Source organism: Sphingomonas sp. GV3 (assembly GCF_031082075.1).
In the GTDB taxonomy this organism is placed as follows: domain Bacteria; phylum Pseudomonadota; class Alphaproteobacteria; order Sphingomonadales; family Sphingomonadaceae; genus Sphingomonas; species Sphingomonas beigongshangi.
Genome location: NZ_JARWLE010000001.1, coordinates 2,328,654 through 2,343,534 on the forward strand (window position 1 = coordinate 2,328,654; position 14,881 = coordinate 2,343,534).

Here is a 14,881-nt window from a genome sequence, read left to right on the forward strand (position 1 = left end):
CGCAGATCGATGCTCAACCGCTTCACGGCCGACTATCTCGACACGCTCGGCATCGCCGACTTCCGTCCTGCGCCGAAGGTATCGGGCCGCCTCGCCTCCTATGACGGCCTGCTGATGGAGGCGGTCGGCCTGTCGCTGCCGGTCGGCACGGTCTGCGAGATCGGCGGACACGGCGACAGCAAGGTCGAGGCGGAGGTGATCGGCTTCCGCGGCGGTCGCACGCTGCTGATGAACCTCGGCGGCCCCGCGCCGCTACTGCCCAAGGCGCCGGTACGCCCGATCGGCCCTCCAGGCGAGGCGGAGGTCGGCGCGGCCTTGCTCGGTCGCGTCGTCGACGGTGCCGGTCGGCCGATCGACGGCCTGGGTCCGATCCGCGGCGCCGGGCGCTGGCCGTTGGCGGGCAAGTTGCAGTCGCCGCTCGATCGCGGTCGGGTTCTGGAGCCGCTCGACGTCGGCGTGCGCGCGATCAACGGCCTGCTGACGATCGGCCAGGGCCAGCGCGTCGGCATCATGGCCGGGTCGGGCGTCGGCAAGTCCGTGCTGCTCGGGATGATGGTCAAGGCCGCCAAGGCCGACGTCATCGTGATCGGCCTGATCGGCGAGCGCAGCCGCGAAGTCGCCGACTTCCTGGAGACCAAGGTGGCCGGGGCCGCGCGTGCGCGGTCCGTGGTGGTCGCCGTGCCCGCGAACCACTCGCCGGTGCTGCGCATCCGCGGCGCGTTGCGCGCCACCGCGATCGCCGAGGCGTTCCGCGCCGAAGGCAAGAAGGTCCTGCTGATCATGGACAGCCTGACGCGCGTCGCGCACGCCGGGCGCGAGATCGGATTGGCGCTGGGCGAACCGGCCAGCGCGCGCGGCTATCCGCCGTCCGCGATCGCGATGCTGCCCAAACTGATCGAACGTGCGGGCACCGACGTGACTACGGGCGGATCGATCACCGCCATCTATACCGTGCTCGCCGATGGCGACGACGGTAACGACCCCGTCGTCGATTCGGCTCGGTCGATCCTGGACGGGCATATCGTGTTGAACCGCCACCTCGCCGAGCGCGGCGTCTATCCGGCGATCGACATCGGCCCCTCCGTCAGCCGCGTAATGACCGACATCGCCCATGCCGACCATTTGCGCGCCGCGCGCGTGCTGCGCCGGCACCTGGCGACCTACGAGGAGAATCGCGACCTGGTGCTGATGGGCGCCTATCGCGCCGGCGCCGATGCCGCGATCGACGCGGCGATCGCCTGCCACCCGGTGGTGATGGAGTATATCAAGCAGGCGGCCGACGAGACGGTATCGCTCGACGACGCCGTCGCGGAGCTGACGGGCGTGTTCGGTGCCTGACGCCAAGAAGCTGTATCGCATCCATCGGGTGCGCACGCTCCAGCTAAATCTGGTCCGCGCCGAAGAGATGCGCGCGCACGAAAAGCATCACAGCGAGACGCAGCTCGCCGGTCGCATCCAGGCGCTAGCCGACGCCGTCGCGCCGGTGACGAGCCAGACCGGCGGGGCCGCGATGCTGGCACAGGCGCATTTCCGCGAGCGGCTGCACCAGTCGGCCAGTGCCGCACAGGCGCGCGTCGAGATGGCCGGCCACCATGTCGCACGCGCGGCGGAGGCGACCCGCGGCGCGAAGCGCGATCAGACCGCCGTCGAAAAACTGCTCGACCGCGCGCGGATCGCCGCGCTCGGCAAGGAGATGCGCGCGCTGGAGGAGGCACCGCCCCCGCCGCGGCGCTGGCAGCCGGAATAAAACGGCACGTTTCTTGCTGATGATCGGAACGAGAGCCGGCTTGCCGGTGCCCCAACCGATACGAGCCCTATCATGATCCAGCCCGCCACCGCCTTGCGAACGACCGCCCCCGGCCTTGCCGTGGCCGGCGCCGCACCGGGCGACGGCGCGGCCTTCGGGCTGTCGATGCTGGCGATTGGCGCGGATCTGGTGCCCGCCACCGCACCGGACGTCGAACCGGCAGCCGGCACCCCGACGGTTTCCGGCAAGGCGTTGCCGGTTTTGCCGACGATTGCCGGTGGGGCCGATCCGGCGCTCGATTGGCTTGCGGCGGTCCATCTTCCCCTGCCCGCCGACATGCCCGCGCCGGCAGCGCAGCCCGCGCCGTCGCCTGCGGGCGCCGCCGCGCCGACGGCCACGGCACTTCTGACGCCGGCGGCTCCGATCAGGGCGCCATCGACACCCGCGATCGATACGGACGCACCGGGGCTGCCGTCGCGCCCTGCCACGCCATTGGCGACGATCCGGTCGACCGCCTCCGCCGCAGCCATGGCGAAGGCGGCAATCGCATCTCCCGTCGACGCGCATGCCGCAAGCGACACCGACGCGATCCAGGAACCACGGCCGGCCCCGCGCGAGGAAACCAAGGCAGACCGCGCGCCGCGGACCGTGCAGCGCAAGGCCCTTCCGCCTCGCACCTCCGGCGGACCGGCGTCGTCCGAGCCAGCGGCGGAAGAGAGCGACGCGACGGCCGAGAGCATATCCGATCACGGCGACCCCATTCCGGACCTGCCGCCCGCCGCCGCCGAACCGTCCCGTCCGCAGTCGCCGGAGCCCGATACCGGCACGACGACCGCCACCGTGAAACCGCGCGCCGCGTCCCGGCAGGCGGCCGTGACGCCCAACGGCGAAGCCGGTCGCTCCCGGCGTGGCGGACCGGCAGCACAGCCGGTCGGCCTCCCCGATACCCCGTCGCGACACGCGGCCCCGAAGGCGGGTACCGAAGCGGGACACATACCGTCCGAGGCGATCCAGCCCGATCCGGCTGCGACACCCGTCGCGCCGGTACCGCCATCGCCCGCCGCCCTCGCGCCCCGCGCGGCCGACCCTGCCGCTTCTGCAGCGCGCGGAGACGTGGCGGTACCGGACGGGGCGGGACGCGCGTCCACCCCGCTCGCCGCCGCATCGCCCGTCGATCGGCCCGCCGCGACGGCAGGATCCGGCAACGCCGCGCGCGCCGAGGCGGCAGCCGACAAGGAGGCCCAAGGGGGCCGCCGCGACGCGTCGGACCTGCGGACGACCGTCGACGCAACCGCCTCCTATGCCGCGTCGGTCGCCGTACAGTCCGCACCCTCGATCGATTCGGCGACGCCCGACATGGCCGCACCGGTACAGGAGAACGTGGCGCAGGGCATCGCGACGGCGCACCCGATACCGCAGCCGGCCCCGACATCCGCCGCGACACCGACGCCGGCCACCGTGCCGCCCGCGGTAGCGACGACCGCGGCAGCGACGACCGCGATCCCCGCCGCGAAGACTTCGGCCCCCGCGACTATTGCCAGCCCAGCAACATCCGCGGCCGTGCCGTCGGTTCCCGCTGCCATGCCAAGCCCGGCGACATCCGCTGCCGTCCGCGGAAAGCCGCCAGCCTCGCCGCGTCGCGGCGATAGCGTCATCGATGCGCAGCGAGCCACACCCGTGGCAGCGCCGTCGACTAACATACCCGCCCAGGTGACGACGGCCGCCAAGGCTGCGATGCCGGCACCCGCGCCGCTGGCCGCGCAGGCCGACACGCCGCCGACCGCCCGTGCCGCACCCGCTGGCACGAGGCCCGCCGCATCCGTCGACAGCAGCATCGCCGCAGAGGCCAGCGCATCGTCCGCGGGCAGCACGCCGGAGCCTCGACGGGCGATGTTCACCCGCGAAGTCGCCGGTACGCCGGCCCAGGCCGTTGCGCTCGCGCCCAGTGCCGCGCCCGCTGCGCGCCCCTCCGCGGGGGTCACCGCGCCGGCGGCACAGGTCTTCGGCGCCGCCATCCATGCAGCGCAGAGGCAGGAAGACGGGCAGGCGGCCCTGCCCGCCGCGTTCGCCACGCCGCTCGCCACGCCTGTCCAGCAAGCCACCGCGCCGATCGCCACGGACGCGCGACCGACACTCGACATGCGCCAGGAGCGCTGGCCGAACGCGATGATCGACCATATCGAGACGCTGCGTGACGCGGCGGATGCCTCCAGCACCCGGATCCGGCTCGTCCCCGACGCACTCGGCACGATCGACATCGCGCTGCGCAAGGACGGCGACACGCTCCACGTCCATTTCGCCGCGGATCAGGCGTCGACGCGCGCGCTGCTGCAGGATGCGCAGCCCCAGCTCGTCCAGGCGGCCGAGCAGCGTGGTATCCGGCTCAGCGAGACGCAGGTCGCGGCCGGCGGCAACGCGGCCGGCGGTCAGACCGACGATCAGCCGCGGGGACAGCCGGAGCAGCCGCGCGGATCGGCGGAGCCGACGCGCGGTTCCGCCATGCCGTCCGGCGAAGGCCAGCAGCAATCCCGTCAGCAGGCGCGGCGGGCCCCCGACGCGCCCCTGCCCAACCGCACACCGCGCGACCGCGGTTCCGATGAGGCGGAGGCCGCCAGTGGCCGGCTCGCCTGATTCCCCTCCCCATTTCCCGAAGGACTGACCCACGATGAGCGACAAGCCCGAAGCCGATGCGCCCAAGAAAAAGGGCGGCAAGAAGAAGATGCTGGTGATTATCCTTGGCGTGCTCGTCCTGCTCGGCGGGGGCGTCGGTGCCGGTGTCTATGCCAGCAGCAGCGGCCTGATCGGCGGACATGGGGCCGCCAAGGCGGAGGACAATGGCCCCAAGCTCGTCCCCAAGTCGGAGCAGAAGCGGCCCAAGGAGGGCGGCGAAGGCGGTCATGGTGGCGGTGAGAGCGGCGGCAGCGCGAGCGGCGGCAAGCATCCGCCGTCGGGCGGAGGCGGCGACCGTTATGCCTCCAATTATTTCACGATGGATCCTTCCTTCACGTCGAACCTCAAGGATTCGGTGCACATCGTCCAGATCGGGCTCGCCGTCTCGACGCCCTATGACGACACCGTGATCGAGAATCTGAAGACCAACGATATCGCGGTCCGCTCCGCGGTGCTGCTCACGCTCGGGGATACGCCGGAAGACCAGATCTTCACCAGCGAGGGCAAGCAGCAGCTGCAGGGTCGCCTGGCCAAGGCGATCAATGCGGTTCTCGAGCAAAAGGAGGGATTCGGCGGGATCAGTAACGTTTACTTTACCAGTTTCGTTGTTCAGTGACGGCATGGTTAACGCCGAAGCAACCACGGATCGACGCACGCGGGATCGCGCCCCCGCCGCGCATGCGGCGGTGCTCGGCATGGCCAAGCTCAATCCGTTCGGTGACCTCCACACGCTGCAGCATCTCTCGGCGCGTTTTGCCCGGTCGCTGCGCGGCATGTTCGAGCCGATGCTGCGCCGCGAGGCGCGCACCTGGGCAGAGCCGCTCGTCGTGCAGCGCTTCGCCGATTATCGCGCGGAACGGCCGGAGGGACTGACCGCCTGGCTGCCGCTCGCGATGGTGCCGCCCGGCGGCACCGGCCTTTGCGTCCTGGACGGCGTGTTCGTGCTCGAGCTGCTCGACCTGTTCTTTGGCGGTACGGGCGCCGCACCGGCGGTGATCCCTGCCGAATTCTCCCCTGCGGGAGAGGCCATGGTCGGCCGGCTCGGCGAAATGCTGGCGGCGCCGTTGCGGGCCGCCTGGGAACCGCTCGCCCGTATCGAGTTCACGCCGGGCCGTGTCGAGATCTCGCCCGCGATGCTCGCGATCGACGCGGAAGACGCGATGATCGTCACCCGCTTCGGCCTTGCGGTCGGCGAGGCGAAGCCGGTGTTCATCGACATCCTCTATCCCGTCACCGCGCTGAAGCCGCACGCACCGACGCTGACCGGCAAGGTGCTGGCAAAGGTGGAAGCCGATCCCGCATGGCGTACGCAGCTGACGCGCGCGGCGATGGGCGTACGCTTCCCGATCCGCTCGGTGCTCGCCGAACCCGTCGTCCCGCTGTCGCGGCTGATGAACCTCAAGGAAGGCGACATCATCCCGATCAGCTTCGGCCCCGAAGTGCCGGTGATGGTCGGCTCCGACCTGCTCGGCCGCGGCACCGTCGGCACCGCCAACGGCCATGCCGCCGTCCGGCTCACCCAGATCGCGCATCTCGACGTCGGCACCGACCCGAGCGCCGCACACGACCTCGATCAAGGACAGGATCAATGAACGACATGACCGGCGGATTTCCCGTCGATGCCGCCGTGGCCGCGAATTTCCGGCTGCTGCAGGACGTCGACGTGAAGCTGACCGTCGAGATCGGCTCGACGCAGCTGACGCTCCGCGAACTGCTCGCGCTGGGTGAATCGAGCGTCATCGAGCTCGATCGGCAGGCGAACGAGCTGCTCGACGTGTTCGTCAACGGCACGCTGATCGGTCGCGGCGAGGTGGTCACGGTCGGCGACCGCTTCGGCGTCCGCATGACCGAGCTGGTTTCCCCCGACAAGACCGCGCCCGCGCGCGGCTGAGGCAGGCTTTCTTCGATGCTCTGGTCCTATATCCTCAAGCTCGTCATCATGCTGCCGCTGGTCTGCGGCCTGATGATCGGCTGCCTCTATCTCTGGCGCCGTCTCGAATCGCGCATGCCGGGCAAGCCGTCGACGCGCCTGATCGCGGTGCGCGAGACGATGATGATTTCGCCCGGCCTGCGGCTCGCGGTCCTCGACTTCGAGGGCAAGCGCCTGCTCGTGTCGGTCGGACGCGGCGGCGTGACCCTGGTGGACAAGTCCGAGGGGCCGCTCGCGTGAGCGTCACCGTTACCCGTCGCGGCACCGGCCCGGCGCTGTTCCAGCAACCGACGGCGAAGCGCCGGACCGCGACGCCCGCCAAGTGGCTGTGGGTCGCGCTCGCATTGCTCGTCGCCATCCTGATCGCTGCCCCCGCCTTCGCGCAGGGCGCGCCCGCCGCCCCCACGCCTGGCGTCGGCGACGCGGTCGACCGCGCGCTCGGCCAGCTCAGCAACGGCGCGGGCGGCGGCAACAGCCAGTCGGCACCGCTATCGCTGTCGCTCCAGGTCCTGATCATCATGGGCCTGCTGACGATCCTGCCGGGCATCCTGCTGATGATGACCAGCTTCACGCGGATCGTCATCGTGCTCGCTGTCCTGCGCCAGGCGCTGGGCCTGCAGCAGACGCCGCCCAACCAGGTGCTGATCGGCCTTGCGCTCTTCCTTTCCCTGTTCGTGATGGCGCCGACGATCAGCCAGATGAATAGCCAGGCGATCCAGCCTTATGCGGCGGGACAGCTCGCCGGCACGCAGATGATCGAACGCGCCGGCGCGCCGCTGCACGACTTCATGACCAAGCAGACGCGGGTCAAGGACGTGACGCTGTTCGCGCAGATGGCCAAGAGCGGCCCCTATGCGAGCCCGAAGGACATTCCCTATGCGGTGCTGCTGCCGGCGTTCGTCACCAGCGAGCTGAAGACCGCCTTCCAGATCGGCTTCCTCGTCTTCCTGCCCTTCATCGTCATCGACCTGATCGTCGCGACGGTCCTGATGGCGCTCGGCATGGCGATGCTGTCGCCGACGATCATCTCGCTGCCGTTCAAGCTGCTCTTGTTCGTCCTCGTCGACGGCTGGGCGCTGACGATGGGCAGCCTCGCCAATTCCTTCGCCACCTAAGGGCGATCGCAATTCCGCCGCCGTTCGGACGAACGGGAACGAGACGCTTCGGGATCATGGAACGATGGACGCCGATTACTTCCTGACGCTCGCCAACCAGACGATGTGGGTGCTCGCCCTGGCGAGCGCGCCGATCCTGATCCCGGCGCTCCTGGCCGGCCTCATCCTCGGCATGATCCAGGCGGCGACGTCGATCAACGAACAGACGCTCACCTTCGTCCCCAAGCTGCTCGTCGTCGCGGTCTCGATCCTGATCTTCGGCAGCCTGATTCTCGGCCTGCTCAGCGATTTCACGATCGGCATGTTCGAGCGCATCCCGGACCTGGTGAAGTGACGCGCAGCATGCGCGCTTTCGCAGGCTGAGCCATGCTGGGCTTCGGCCTCTCGATCGAGCCCCAGCTCTGGGCGCTCGTCTTCGTGATGATCCGCATCGGCGCGGCGTTTGTCGTCGCGCCCGTGTTCGGCGCGGTCTCGATCCCGCTACCCGTCCGGGTCTCGCTGTCGGGCGCGATCGGCATCTTCGTGCTCGCCGTGCACCCGGTCACGCCGCCGGCGCAGATCTTCGCCGTGGCGACCTTCCTTGCCGTCGCGGCGGAGGCGCTCGTGGGCCTCGCCATCGGTTTCGTGCTCCAGATCGCCTTCTCCGCCCCGCTCGTCGCCGCGGAGATCATCGGCGGATCGATGGGCCTCGGCTTCGCCAACACGATCGACCCGCAGAACGGCCGCAGCACCCCGGCGCTCGGCCAGTTCTTCAGCGTCATGCTGACGTTGCTGTTCCTGTCGGTCGACGGCCACCTGGTCCTCGTCGAGCTGCTCGTCAAAAGCTATCAGACGATGCCGCCGGGGACGTGGCTTGCGGCTGACCGGCTGAAGCAGATCGCGCTGTTCGGCGGCTATGCCTTTCTCGCGGGGATGCTGCTCGCGCTGCCCGTCGGCTTCCTGCTGCTCTGCCTCAACCTCGTCGTCGGGATGGTCAGCCGCGCCGCGCCTGCGCTCAACCTCTTCTCGGTCGGCCTGCCCGCCAGCCTGGCGGTCGGCGTGATCGCGCTCGCCGTCGCCTTCCCGGCGATGGGCGACTATATGCTCGTCATCATCCGCGAGGCGCTCGCCGCCACGCAAGGGCTGGTGGAGGGCTGATGTCGGAGGAGAAGACAGAAGCCCCAACCCAGCGCCGCAGGCAAAAGGCGGCGGAGGACGGCGATCTCGTCCATTCAAAGGACCTCGCCACTGCATTGGTCGTGATGGCCGGCGTCGGCTGGCTGATCTTCTTCGGTCCGCAATTGCTCGGCGCGTGCAAGGCGGTGATGGCGGCGAGCTTCCGCTTCGATCGCGGCGACGTGGAGGATTTCTCGCCCTGGCGGCCGCTTGCCGAAGCGGGCTGGAAACTGCTGCCCTCGCTCGCCGCGCTCGCGATCATCTCCGTGCTCGCGACGGTCGCGAGTTCGGCCGGTCTCGGCTCGCTGAGCTTCCATGGCAAGAAGCTCGCGCCGCAGGCGAGCCGCATCAATCCCGCCTCGGGTCTCAAGCGCATCTTCGGGATGAACGGCTGGATCGAGCTCGGCAAGTCGCTGCTCAAGGTGATCCTGCTCGGCTCCATCGGCGGCTATATGTTGTGGAAGTCGAGCCGTGCGACGCTGGGCCTGTCCTCATCCGACCTCGGCACCGCGCTGGGCGAGCTGGGCGGCACCTTTACCGGCATCATGATCGCGATGGCGATGGGCCTGGTCGCGATCGCGCTGTTCGACGTGCCGATCCAGATCCTGCAGCTGCTGCGCAAGCTGCGCATGACCAAGCAGGAGATCAAGGACGAGCACAAGGAGACGGAGGGCAATCCGGAGGCGAAGGGCCACATCCGCGCGATGCAGCGCCAGATGGCGACGCGCGGCGTGCGCAAGGCGGTCAGCGAGGCGCATGTCGTCCTGACCAACCCGACGCATTTCGCCGTCGCGCTGCGCTACGATCGCGGCAAGGATCAGGTGCCGGTCGTCGTCGCCAAGGGCCGCGGCGTCACCGCGCTCGCGATCCGCGAGGTCGCCGCGGAGGCTCGCGTGCCGGTGCTCGAATATCCGATGCTCGCCCGCGCCGTCTATTATACCGCCAAGGAGGGACAGGAGGTCCGCGACGACCTGTATACCGCGATCGCGACGGTGCTCGCCTTCGTCTTCAACCTCAACGCCGCGGCGGGCGGCAGCCAGCCGCCGATCGAGGTGCCGGAGAGCGCCCGGTTCGACGAGAACGGCGTCAAAATTCGTTAAAACCACGGCATCATCGGCCGTTTACCAGGGTGAAGGCGGGAGTTCGCGATGACCACCACGACCAGCACCACGAACACCCCGACGCCCACGCCGACGCCGACGCAGACGGCGCAGAGCATCACGCAGAATGCGGCGCAGGCGCTGCTGACCTCGCTCAATTCCGGATCGGGGATCGACACGGCGACGCTGATCCCGTCGCTGGTCCAGGCGCAGTTCGCGGTCAAGACCGCCGCGCTGACCGCGAAGAACGACGCGCTGACGGCCCAGATCTCCGCGGTGTCCGACCTGAAGAGCACGATGACGACGCTGTCGACCGTGATGACGTCGCTCGCCACCGGGGGGACGGTCCAGACCCAGCCGACCAGTTCGAGCACCGGCGTGCTGAACGCCACTGCCCTGCCCGGCGCGACGATCGGGGCGCTGTCCTCCCGGATCACCGTCAACGCGCTTGCCACCGCGCAGGGTGCGCGCACCACGAGCGCGATCGCCGACCGTAGCGCGCCGATCGGGTCCGGCACGTTCACGCTCACGCTGGGCACCGCAACCTATTCCCCCGACGGCACCCAAATGACCGGTTTTTCCGCCGGCAGCGGCACGCCCGTCTCGATTTCGGTCACCAACGCCAGCCTCGACGGCATCGCGGCGGCGATCAACGGCGCCAAGGCCGGCGTCACCGCCAGCGTGGTCGCGGACAGCGACGGCAAGGCCTATCTCTCGCTCAAGGGATCGACCGGCGCGGCGCAGGCCTTCACGCTGTCGGCCTCGTCGGATCCGTCGGGCAATCTTGCCCAGTTCAACGTCGGGACGGGGGCGCCGACGACGCTGACCGGCACCGCCGGCAATGCTTCGCTCACCGTCGATGGCATCACCGTTCAGCGTGCAACCAATTCGATCAGCGATCTGGTCAGCGGCGTGAAGCTCGACCTCGCGGGCACCGGCACGACAACATTGGGCAGCCAGCGGCCGACGTCCGCGCTGAGCGACGCGGTGAACAACTTCGTCAGTTACTACAACGAGATCTATGGTCAGCTGAATACCGACCTCGATCCCGTCAACGGCAAGCTGAAGGGGGATCCCGCCGCATCCGCGATGATGCGAACGCTGCAGCAGCTGACGACCAAATCGATCGTCCCGGGCGCGACGGGCAGCACGCCCGCAACACTCGCGCAGATCGGCGTCGCGACCAACAAGGACGGCACGCTGACCGTCAATTCGACGGTGCTGCAACAGGCGCTCGCCAACGCGCCCGACGCGGTCGAGGCGATGTTCGCGCCGACCGCCAGCAACGCGATCGGACTGCAATCCTCGATCGCGCAGATGTCCTTCGCAGCGGCAAGCACGACCACGGGTCTCGGCGCGTCCACCAACACCTATACGCTGGCGCAGAAGGACGTCGCGGATCAGCAGGACGACCTGTCGCGTCAGTCCGACGCGATGACGCAGCGGCTTACCCAGCAATTCGCCAGCATGAATGCACGCGTGTCCGCCTACAAGGCAACGCAGACGTTCATGGATAACCAGATCAAGGCGTGGAACAAGAGCAACTGATGGCCTACGCGACCGCTCTCGCCGGCAATCCCTATGCCACCTATCGCCAGATCGACGTCGTCGGCCGGACCGCGGAGGCGCAGGGGCCGGGGCTTGTCCAGCTGTTGTACGAAGAACTCGTCGCCGCGCTGCGCGCCGCCGCTTGGGCGGTGGAGAACGGCCGCCTGACGGTGAAGAGCGAGCGCGTGACGCGCGCGACGGCGATCCTGTTCGCGCTCGAAGCCGGTTTGGATTTCGAAAAGGGCGGGGACGTATCCATCACCCTGTCGCGCTTCTACGGCGGCATCCGCAAGGCGATCGTCGACGCGTCGATCGGCACCGACCCGGCGCCGTTCCGCGTGGCGGCGGAGAGCCTGTCCGAAATCGCCGAAGCGTGGCGCATCGCCCGCGCCGCCTGACACGAGGCCCTCGCCCACGTCCCGTCGCCCGTTTTAGGTCGGGCGACGTCTTCACCCCGATCGACGTGACCGCCGGCTCTTCGCCGGCCCCTAGTCTTCGATCCAGCAAGGCTGGATCGGGGCGGTTCCGGCCCTCGCCCCCACCCGGCCGCCCATCCAGAATACGCTGCGTGGGCGGCCGGGTGGGGGTGAGGGCCGGAACCGCAACCACGCACGTGAATCTACTCTATCGCTGGAACCAGTGGCGCTGGACGAAATAGATCGTCACGCCGGCCGCGATCAGCGCGCAGACACCGGTGATCGCGTCGAACGCCCAGGGTTCATGCTGGTAAGGCAGATTGTCGACGTTCATGCCGTACAGGCCGGTGATGAAGGTCAGCGGCAGGAAGATCATCGCGACGATGGAGATGATCAGCGAACGATGATCGATCTGTTCGCTGCGCAGGTCGGTCAGAGCCTCGTGCGTCAGCGCGGCGCGCTCGCGGATCGCCTCCAATTCCTCCGCCATGCGCGCGGCGCGGTCCGCCGCGGCGGCAAGGTGCCGGCGATCGTCCTGGTGCAACCAGTCGCCCGGCAGTGCCGCCAATGTCTCAAGCGCGGTCCTTTGCGGACTGAGGAAGCGTCGATAGCCGATGGCGGCGACGCGCACCTGCGTGACCGTGCGGCGCAGTTCGAAGATGCGCGCCGCGTCAAGGTCCGCCTCGCACGAGTCCAGTCGGTCGCCAAGTTCGGCGACCTCTGGATCGAGGTCGGCGGTGATCGCGGTGGCGAAGGCCGCGATGAGGTCACCCGGATCGGCGATCTTCCCCGCCTCGACCTCCTTGCGGACTGCACCGACCGCAACCAGCGGCTTGCGCGTCACGGAATAGACGTGGCCTTTGACCGCCCAGATGCGGACCGACGCCAGCAGGTCGGTGGTGTCGAGCTCCTCGGTCGATCGGCCGCGGAGATTGAGGAAGGCGCCTTCGTCAACCGCCTCGCACCGCGGCCGCGTTTCCTGCGCGGTCAGGGCATCGACGATATATTCCGGCAGTCGCGCGCGCTCGCGCAGCCAGAGCTGCGCATGGTCCGCGGTCGTCGACAGATGCATCCAGACGAGGTCGGCACCGTCGCACAAAGCACCCTTGAACGAAATCTCCTCCGCCCGCCCGCCCTTGATGCGGTAACCGAAGCCGCTCATACCCGCACAATCCGCACCGTCAGTCCCTCTGCCGCCTCGGCCGGAGCCAAGAGCCGTTCCGCGTCCGCCCGCGCGCGGATAAGGATCGCCACGGGCACGTCGGCATCGTGGATCACCCGATCCGCCTGTGCCAACGCACGGGCATCGCGAAGGGTCAGATCGTCGGGATCGTCGGAGCGCAGGTGGATCGTCACCGCCTGCGTCGATTGCACCGACGCCCCCGCGAGATAGGCGTCGACCGCGGCCGCATCGCCCGGTCCCAGCGGATCGAGCGGCTGTCCCTCCGCCATCCCGCGCGCAAGCAGGCGTCGGCGTTCGCCCATATCGGGTATGCGCCGCCGCAGCGATCCGCGCGCCGCGAACAGCCTCTCCGCCAAAGCACCCATTGCAGCCGGCAGCAGCGCCTCGAGCCGTTGGCGCAAGGCGGCGGCAAGACCCGCGGAGACGCCGCCAGTCCCGATCGCGACGATCACGGGATCGCGATCGACGATGGCGGGCAAGGTGAAATCGCAAAGATCCGGCCGGTCGACCGCATTCACCAATATGCCGCGCGCGCGCAACCGCGCGACCGTCGCATCGGGTTCGGGCAGGGCGACGATCGCCAGCACCGCCGCTTCGCCCGCTTCCCCGACGATCGTCGCACCAGCACGCGCGAGCAGACGGCGCTTCGCCTCGGCCGCCTCCCCCTCCCCGATCAGGATGACGGGGCGACCCGCCAGCCGGACGAACAGCGGCAGGCTGTGCAGGCTCATCCGCCGGCCTTGGGCTGCAGCCAGTCGGGAACCCGCTCCGCCGCCAGGATCGTCTCGGCCGCGATCCGGTCTGCGACCACGGCATAGCGATCGCCGTCGACCAATACTTCGGGCACCAAAGGCCGACTGTTATAGGTCGACGCCATCGTCGCGCCATAGGCGCCGGCGGTGCGCAACACCGCGAGATCGCCGCCCTTCACCGCGTCGATGTCCCGTGCCAGCGCGAAGGTGTCGCCGGTTTCGCACACGGGCCCGGCGATGTTCGCGGTCATCCGCGCGCCGCCCGGCGCCACCGCGGCGAAATCGTGCCACGCATCATAGAGCGCGACGCGGGCAAGGTCGTTCATCGCCGCGTCGACGATGACATAGGGGTGCTCGACGCCGGGTTTCACCCAGATCACCTCGGTCAGCAGCACGCCGGCGTTGCCCGCGATGACGCGGCCCGGCTCGAACATCAGCTCGACGTCCCACCCCGCCGTCGCCCTGGCGACCATTGCGCCATACTCCGCCGGGCTCGGCAGGACCTCGCCGGCCTTGTAAGGCACGCCCAAGCCCCCGCCCAGATCGACGTGCGTGATCGCGTGTCCCGCGCGGCGCAGTTCCGCGACGAGCGTACCGATACGGGCATAGGCCTCTTCCAGCCGCGACAAATCGGACAGCTGGCTGCCGATGTGACAGGCCACCCCACGGAGGTCGAGCCCGTCCAGCGCGGCGAGGCGCGCGAACATCGCCGCCGCCTGATCGATCGGCACGCCGAACTTGTTCTCGCGCCGCCCGGTCGAGATCTTGGCGTGCGTGCCCGCGTCGACGTCGGGATTGACGCGCAGCGTAGCGGGCGCCCGCTTGCCCGCCGCCGCCGCGAGCCGGGCGAGGACCTCGCCCTCCTCCTCCAGCTCCAGGTTGAACTGGCCGATGCCTTCGTCGAGCCCCTTTTGAAGCTCGGCACGCGTCTTGCCGACGCCGGAGAAGACGATGTCCTTCGCCGGGATGCCCGCCGCCAGGGCGCGCGCCATCTCGCCGCCGGACACGACGTCGGCGCCATAGCCTTCGTCCGCCAGCACGCGCAGCACCGCCAGATTCGGGTTCGCCTTGATCGCATAGGCCAGGTGGATGCGCGGCAGGTCCTTCAGTCCGTCGCGGAACGCACGCGCGTGACGGCGGAAGGTCGCCGTCGAATAGACGTAGACGGGCGTCCCCACCTCTGCCGCGATCCGGGGCAGCGGCACGTCCTCGCAATGCAGGATGCCGTCACGATAGGCGAAATGGTCCATGGCTGATCCGGGTCG

16 protein-coding genes are annotated in these 14,881 nt (G+C 69.3%); 13 read left to right on the forward strand and 3 right to left on the reverse strand.

Going from position 1 to position 14,881, the window contains the following annotated elements; translation table 11 throughout:
* Positions 1-9: 9 nt before the first annotated feature.
* The 13 genes from RF701_RS11100 to RF701_RS11160 all read left to right on the forward strand — a co-directional run bounded on the left by RF701_RS11100 (position 10) and on the right by RF701_RS11160 (position 11,663).
* Positions 10-1,338: a FliI/YscN family ATPase gene (locus RF701_RS11100; protein ID WP_308814994.1), complete on the forward strand. Its 1,329-nt coding sequence runs from the start codon at positions 10-12 to the stop codon at positions 1,336-1,338.
* On the forward strand, positions 1,331-1,747 hold the full coding sequence (locus RF701_RS11105; RefSeq protein WP_308814995.1) for a hypothetical protein: 417 nt from the start codon (positions 1,331-1,333) through the stop codon (positions 1,745-1,747). Before RF701_RS11100 ends, RF701_RS11105 begins: the two co-directional genes overlap by 8 nt.
* Before the next feature lie 72 nt (positions 1,748-1,819).
* Positions 1,820-4,378, forward strand: coding sequence for a flagellar hook-length control protein FliK (locus RF701_RS11110; protein WP_308814996.1), 2,559 nt, complete (start codon positions 1,820-1,822; stop codon positions 4,376-4,378).
* 34 nt (positions 4,379-4,412) lie between these two features.
* Positions 4,413-5,033: a flagellar basal body-associated FliL family protein gene (gene fliL / locus RF701_RS11115; RefSeq protein WP_308814997.1), complete on the forward strand. Its 621-nt coding sequence runs from the start codon at positions 4,413-4,415 to the stop codon at positions 5,031-5,033.
* 4 nt (positions 5,034-5,037) lie between these two features.
* Entirely contained in the window at positions 5,038-6,009 is a 972-nt protein-coding gene (locus tag RF701_RS11120) for a flagellar motor switch protein FliM (RefSeq protein WP_203309140.1), read from the forward strand.
* Positions 6,006-6,308, forward strand: coding sequence for a flagellar motor switch protein FliN (gene fliN / locus RF701_RS11125; RefSeq protein ID WP_203309139.1), 303 nt, complete (start codon positions 6,006-6,008; stop codon positions 6,306-6,308). The genes RF701_RS11120 and fliN overlap by 4 nt, the downstream gene beginning before the upstream one ends.
* A 15-nt stretch (positions 6,309-6,323) precedes the next feature.
* On the forward strand, positions 6,324-6,587 hold the full coding sequence (locus RF701_RS11130; RefSeq protein ID WP_308814998.1) for a flagellar biosynthetic protein FliO: 264 nt from the start codon (positions 6,324-6,326) through the stop codon (positions 6,585-6,587).
* Positions 6,584-7,462, forward strand: a complete 879-nt coding sequence (fliP, locus tag RF701_RS11135; protein WP_308814999.1) for a flagellar type III secretion system pore protein FliP — start codon at positions 6,584-6,586, stop codon at positions 7,460-7,462. Before RF701_RS11130 ends, fliP begins: the two co-directional genes overlap by 4 nt.
* Before the next feature lie 64 nt (positions 7,463-7,526).
* Positions 7,527-7,796: a flagellar biosynthesis protein FliQ gene (gene fliQ / locus RF701_RS11140; RefSeq protein WP_203309136.1), complete on the forward strand. Its 270-nt coding sequence runs from the start codon at positions 7,527-7,529 to the stop codon at positions 7,794-7,796.
* A 32-nt stretch (positions 7,797-7,828) separates the two neighbouring features.
* Complete coding sequence (fliR, locus tag RF701_RS11145; RefSeq protein WP_210357514.1) at positions 7,829-8,599, forward strand: flagellar biosynthetic protein FliR; 771 nt, start codon at positions 7,829-7,831, stop codon at positions 8,597-8,599.
* On the forward strand, positions 8,599-9,717 hold the full coding sequence (flhB, locus tag RF701_RS11150) for a flagellar type III secretion system protein FlhB (protein ID WP_210357513.1): 1,119 nt from the start codon (positions 8,599-8,601) through the stop codon (positions 9,715-9,717). The genes fliR and flhB overlap by 1 nt, the downstream gene beginning before the upstream one ends.
* A 48-nt stretch (positions 9,718-9,765) precedes the next feature.
* On the forward strand, positions 9,766-11,265 hold the full coding sequence (gene fliD, locus RF701_RS11155) for a flagellar filament capping protein FliD (protein ID WP_308815000.1): 1,500 nt from the start codon (positions 9,766-9,768) through the stop codon (positions 11,263-11,265).
* Positions 11,265-11,663 carry a flagellar protein FliS gene (locus tag RF701_RS11160; protein ID WP_308815001.1) on the forward strand — a complete coding sequence of 133 codons (399 nt, stop codon included), beginning with the start codon at positions 11,265-11,267 and terminating at the stop codon, positions 11,661-11,663. The genes fliD and RF701_RS11160 overlap by 1 nt, the downstream gene beginning before the upstream one ends.
* Positions 11,664-11,889: 226 nt before the next feature.
* Here the strand turns inward: RF701_RS11160 and RF701_RS11165 are convergent, their stop codons facing one another.
* Genes RF701_RS11165 through lysA form a run of 3 tightly spaced genes read right to left on the reverse strand, consistent with a single transcriptional unit; the run spans position 11,890 to position 14,866 of the window.
* Positions 11,890-12,843: a CorA family divalent cation transporter gene (locus RF701_RS11165; RefSeq protein WP_308815002.1), complete on the reverse strand. Its 954-nt coding sequence runs from the start codon at positions 12,841-12,843 to the stop codon at positions 11,890-11,892.
* Positions 12,840-13,595, reverse strand: a complete 756-nt coding sequence (locus tag RF701_RS11170) for an NAD(P)-dependent oxidoreductase (RefSeq protein WP_308815003.1) — start codon at positions 13,593-13,595, stop codon at positions 12,840-12,842. The genes RF701_RS11165 and RF701_RS11170 overlap by 4 nt, the downstream gene beginning before the upstream one ends.
* A complete protein-coding gene (gene lysA / locus RF701_RS11175) occupies positions 13,592-14,866 on the reverse strand; it encodes a diaminopimelate decarboxylase (RefSeq protein ID WP_210357509.1) in 1,275 nt (424 codons plus the stop codon). The genes RF701_RS11170 and lysA overlap by 4 nt, the downstream gene beginning before the upstream one ends.
* Positions 14,867-14,881: the final 15 nt, after the last annotated feature.

Coding starts and splice junctions, on each gene's coding strand:
- RF701_RS11100 (WP_308814994.1), top strand. CDS start 10: ATGCTCAACCGCTTCACGGCCGACTATCTCGACACGCTCGGCATCGCC.
- RF701_RS11110 (WP_308814996.1), top strand. CDS start 1,820: ATGATCCAGCCCGCCACCGCCTTGCGAACGACCGCCCCCGGCCTTGCC.
- fliL (WP_308814997.1), top strand. CDS start 4,413: ATGAGCGACAAGCCCGAAGCCGATGCGCCCAAGAAAAAGGGCGGCAAG.
- RF701_RS11120 (WP_203309140.1), top strand. CDS start 5,038: ATGGTTAACGCCGAAGCAACCACGGATCGACGCACGCGGGATCGCGCC.
- fliN (WP_203309139.1), top strand. CDS start 6,006: ATGAACGACATGACCGGCGGATTTCCCGTCGATGCCGCCGTGGCCGCG.
- RF701_RS11130 (WP_308814998.1), top strand. CDS start 6,324: ATGCTCTGGTCCTATATCCTCAAGCTCGTCATCATGCTGCCGCTGGTC.
- fliQ (WP_203309136.1), top strand. CDS start 7,527: ATGGACGCCGATTACTTCCTGACGCTCGCCAACCAGACGATGTGGGTG.
- fliR (WP_210357514.1), top strand. CDS start 7,829: ATGCTGGGCTTCGGCCTCTCGATCGAGCCCCAGCTCTGGGCGCTCGTC.
- flhB (WP_210357513.1), top strand. CDS start 8,599: ATGTCGGAGGAGAAGACAGAAGCCCCAACCCAGCGCCGCAGGCAAAAG.
- fliD (WP_308815000.1), top strand. CDS start 9,766: ATGACCACCACGACCAGCACCACGAACACCCCGACGCCCACGCCGACG.
- RF701_RS11160 (WP_308815001.1), top strand. CDS start 11,265: ATGGCCTACGCGACCGCTCTCGCCGGCAATCCCTATGCCACCTATCGC.
- RF701_RS11165 (WP_308815002.1), bottom strand. CDS start 12,843: ATGAGCGGCTTCGGTTACCGCATCAAGGGCGGGCGGGCGGAGGAGATT.
- RF701_RS11170 (WP_308815003.1), bottom strand. CDS start 13,595: ATGAGCCTGCACAGCCTGCCGCTGTTCGTCCGGCTGGCGGGTCGCCCC.
- lysA (WP_210357509.1), bottom strand. CDS start 14,866: ATGGACCATTTCGCCTATCGTGACGGCATCCTGCATTGCGAGGACGTG.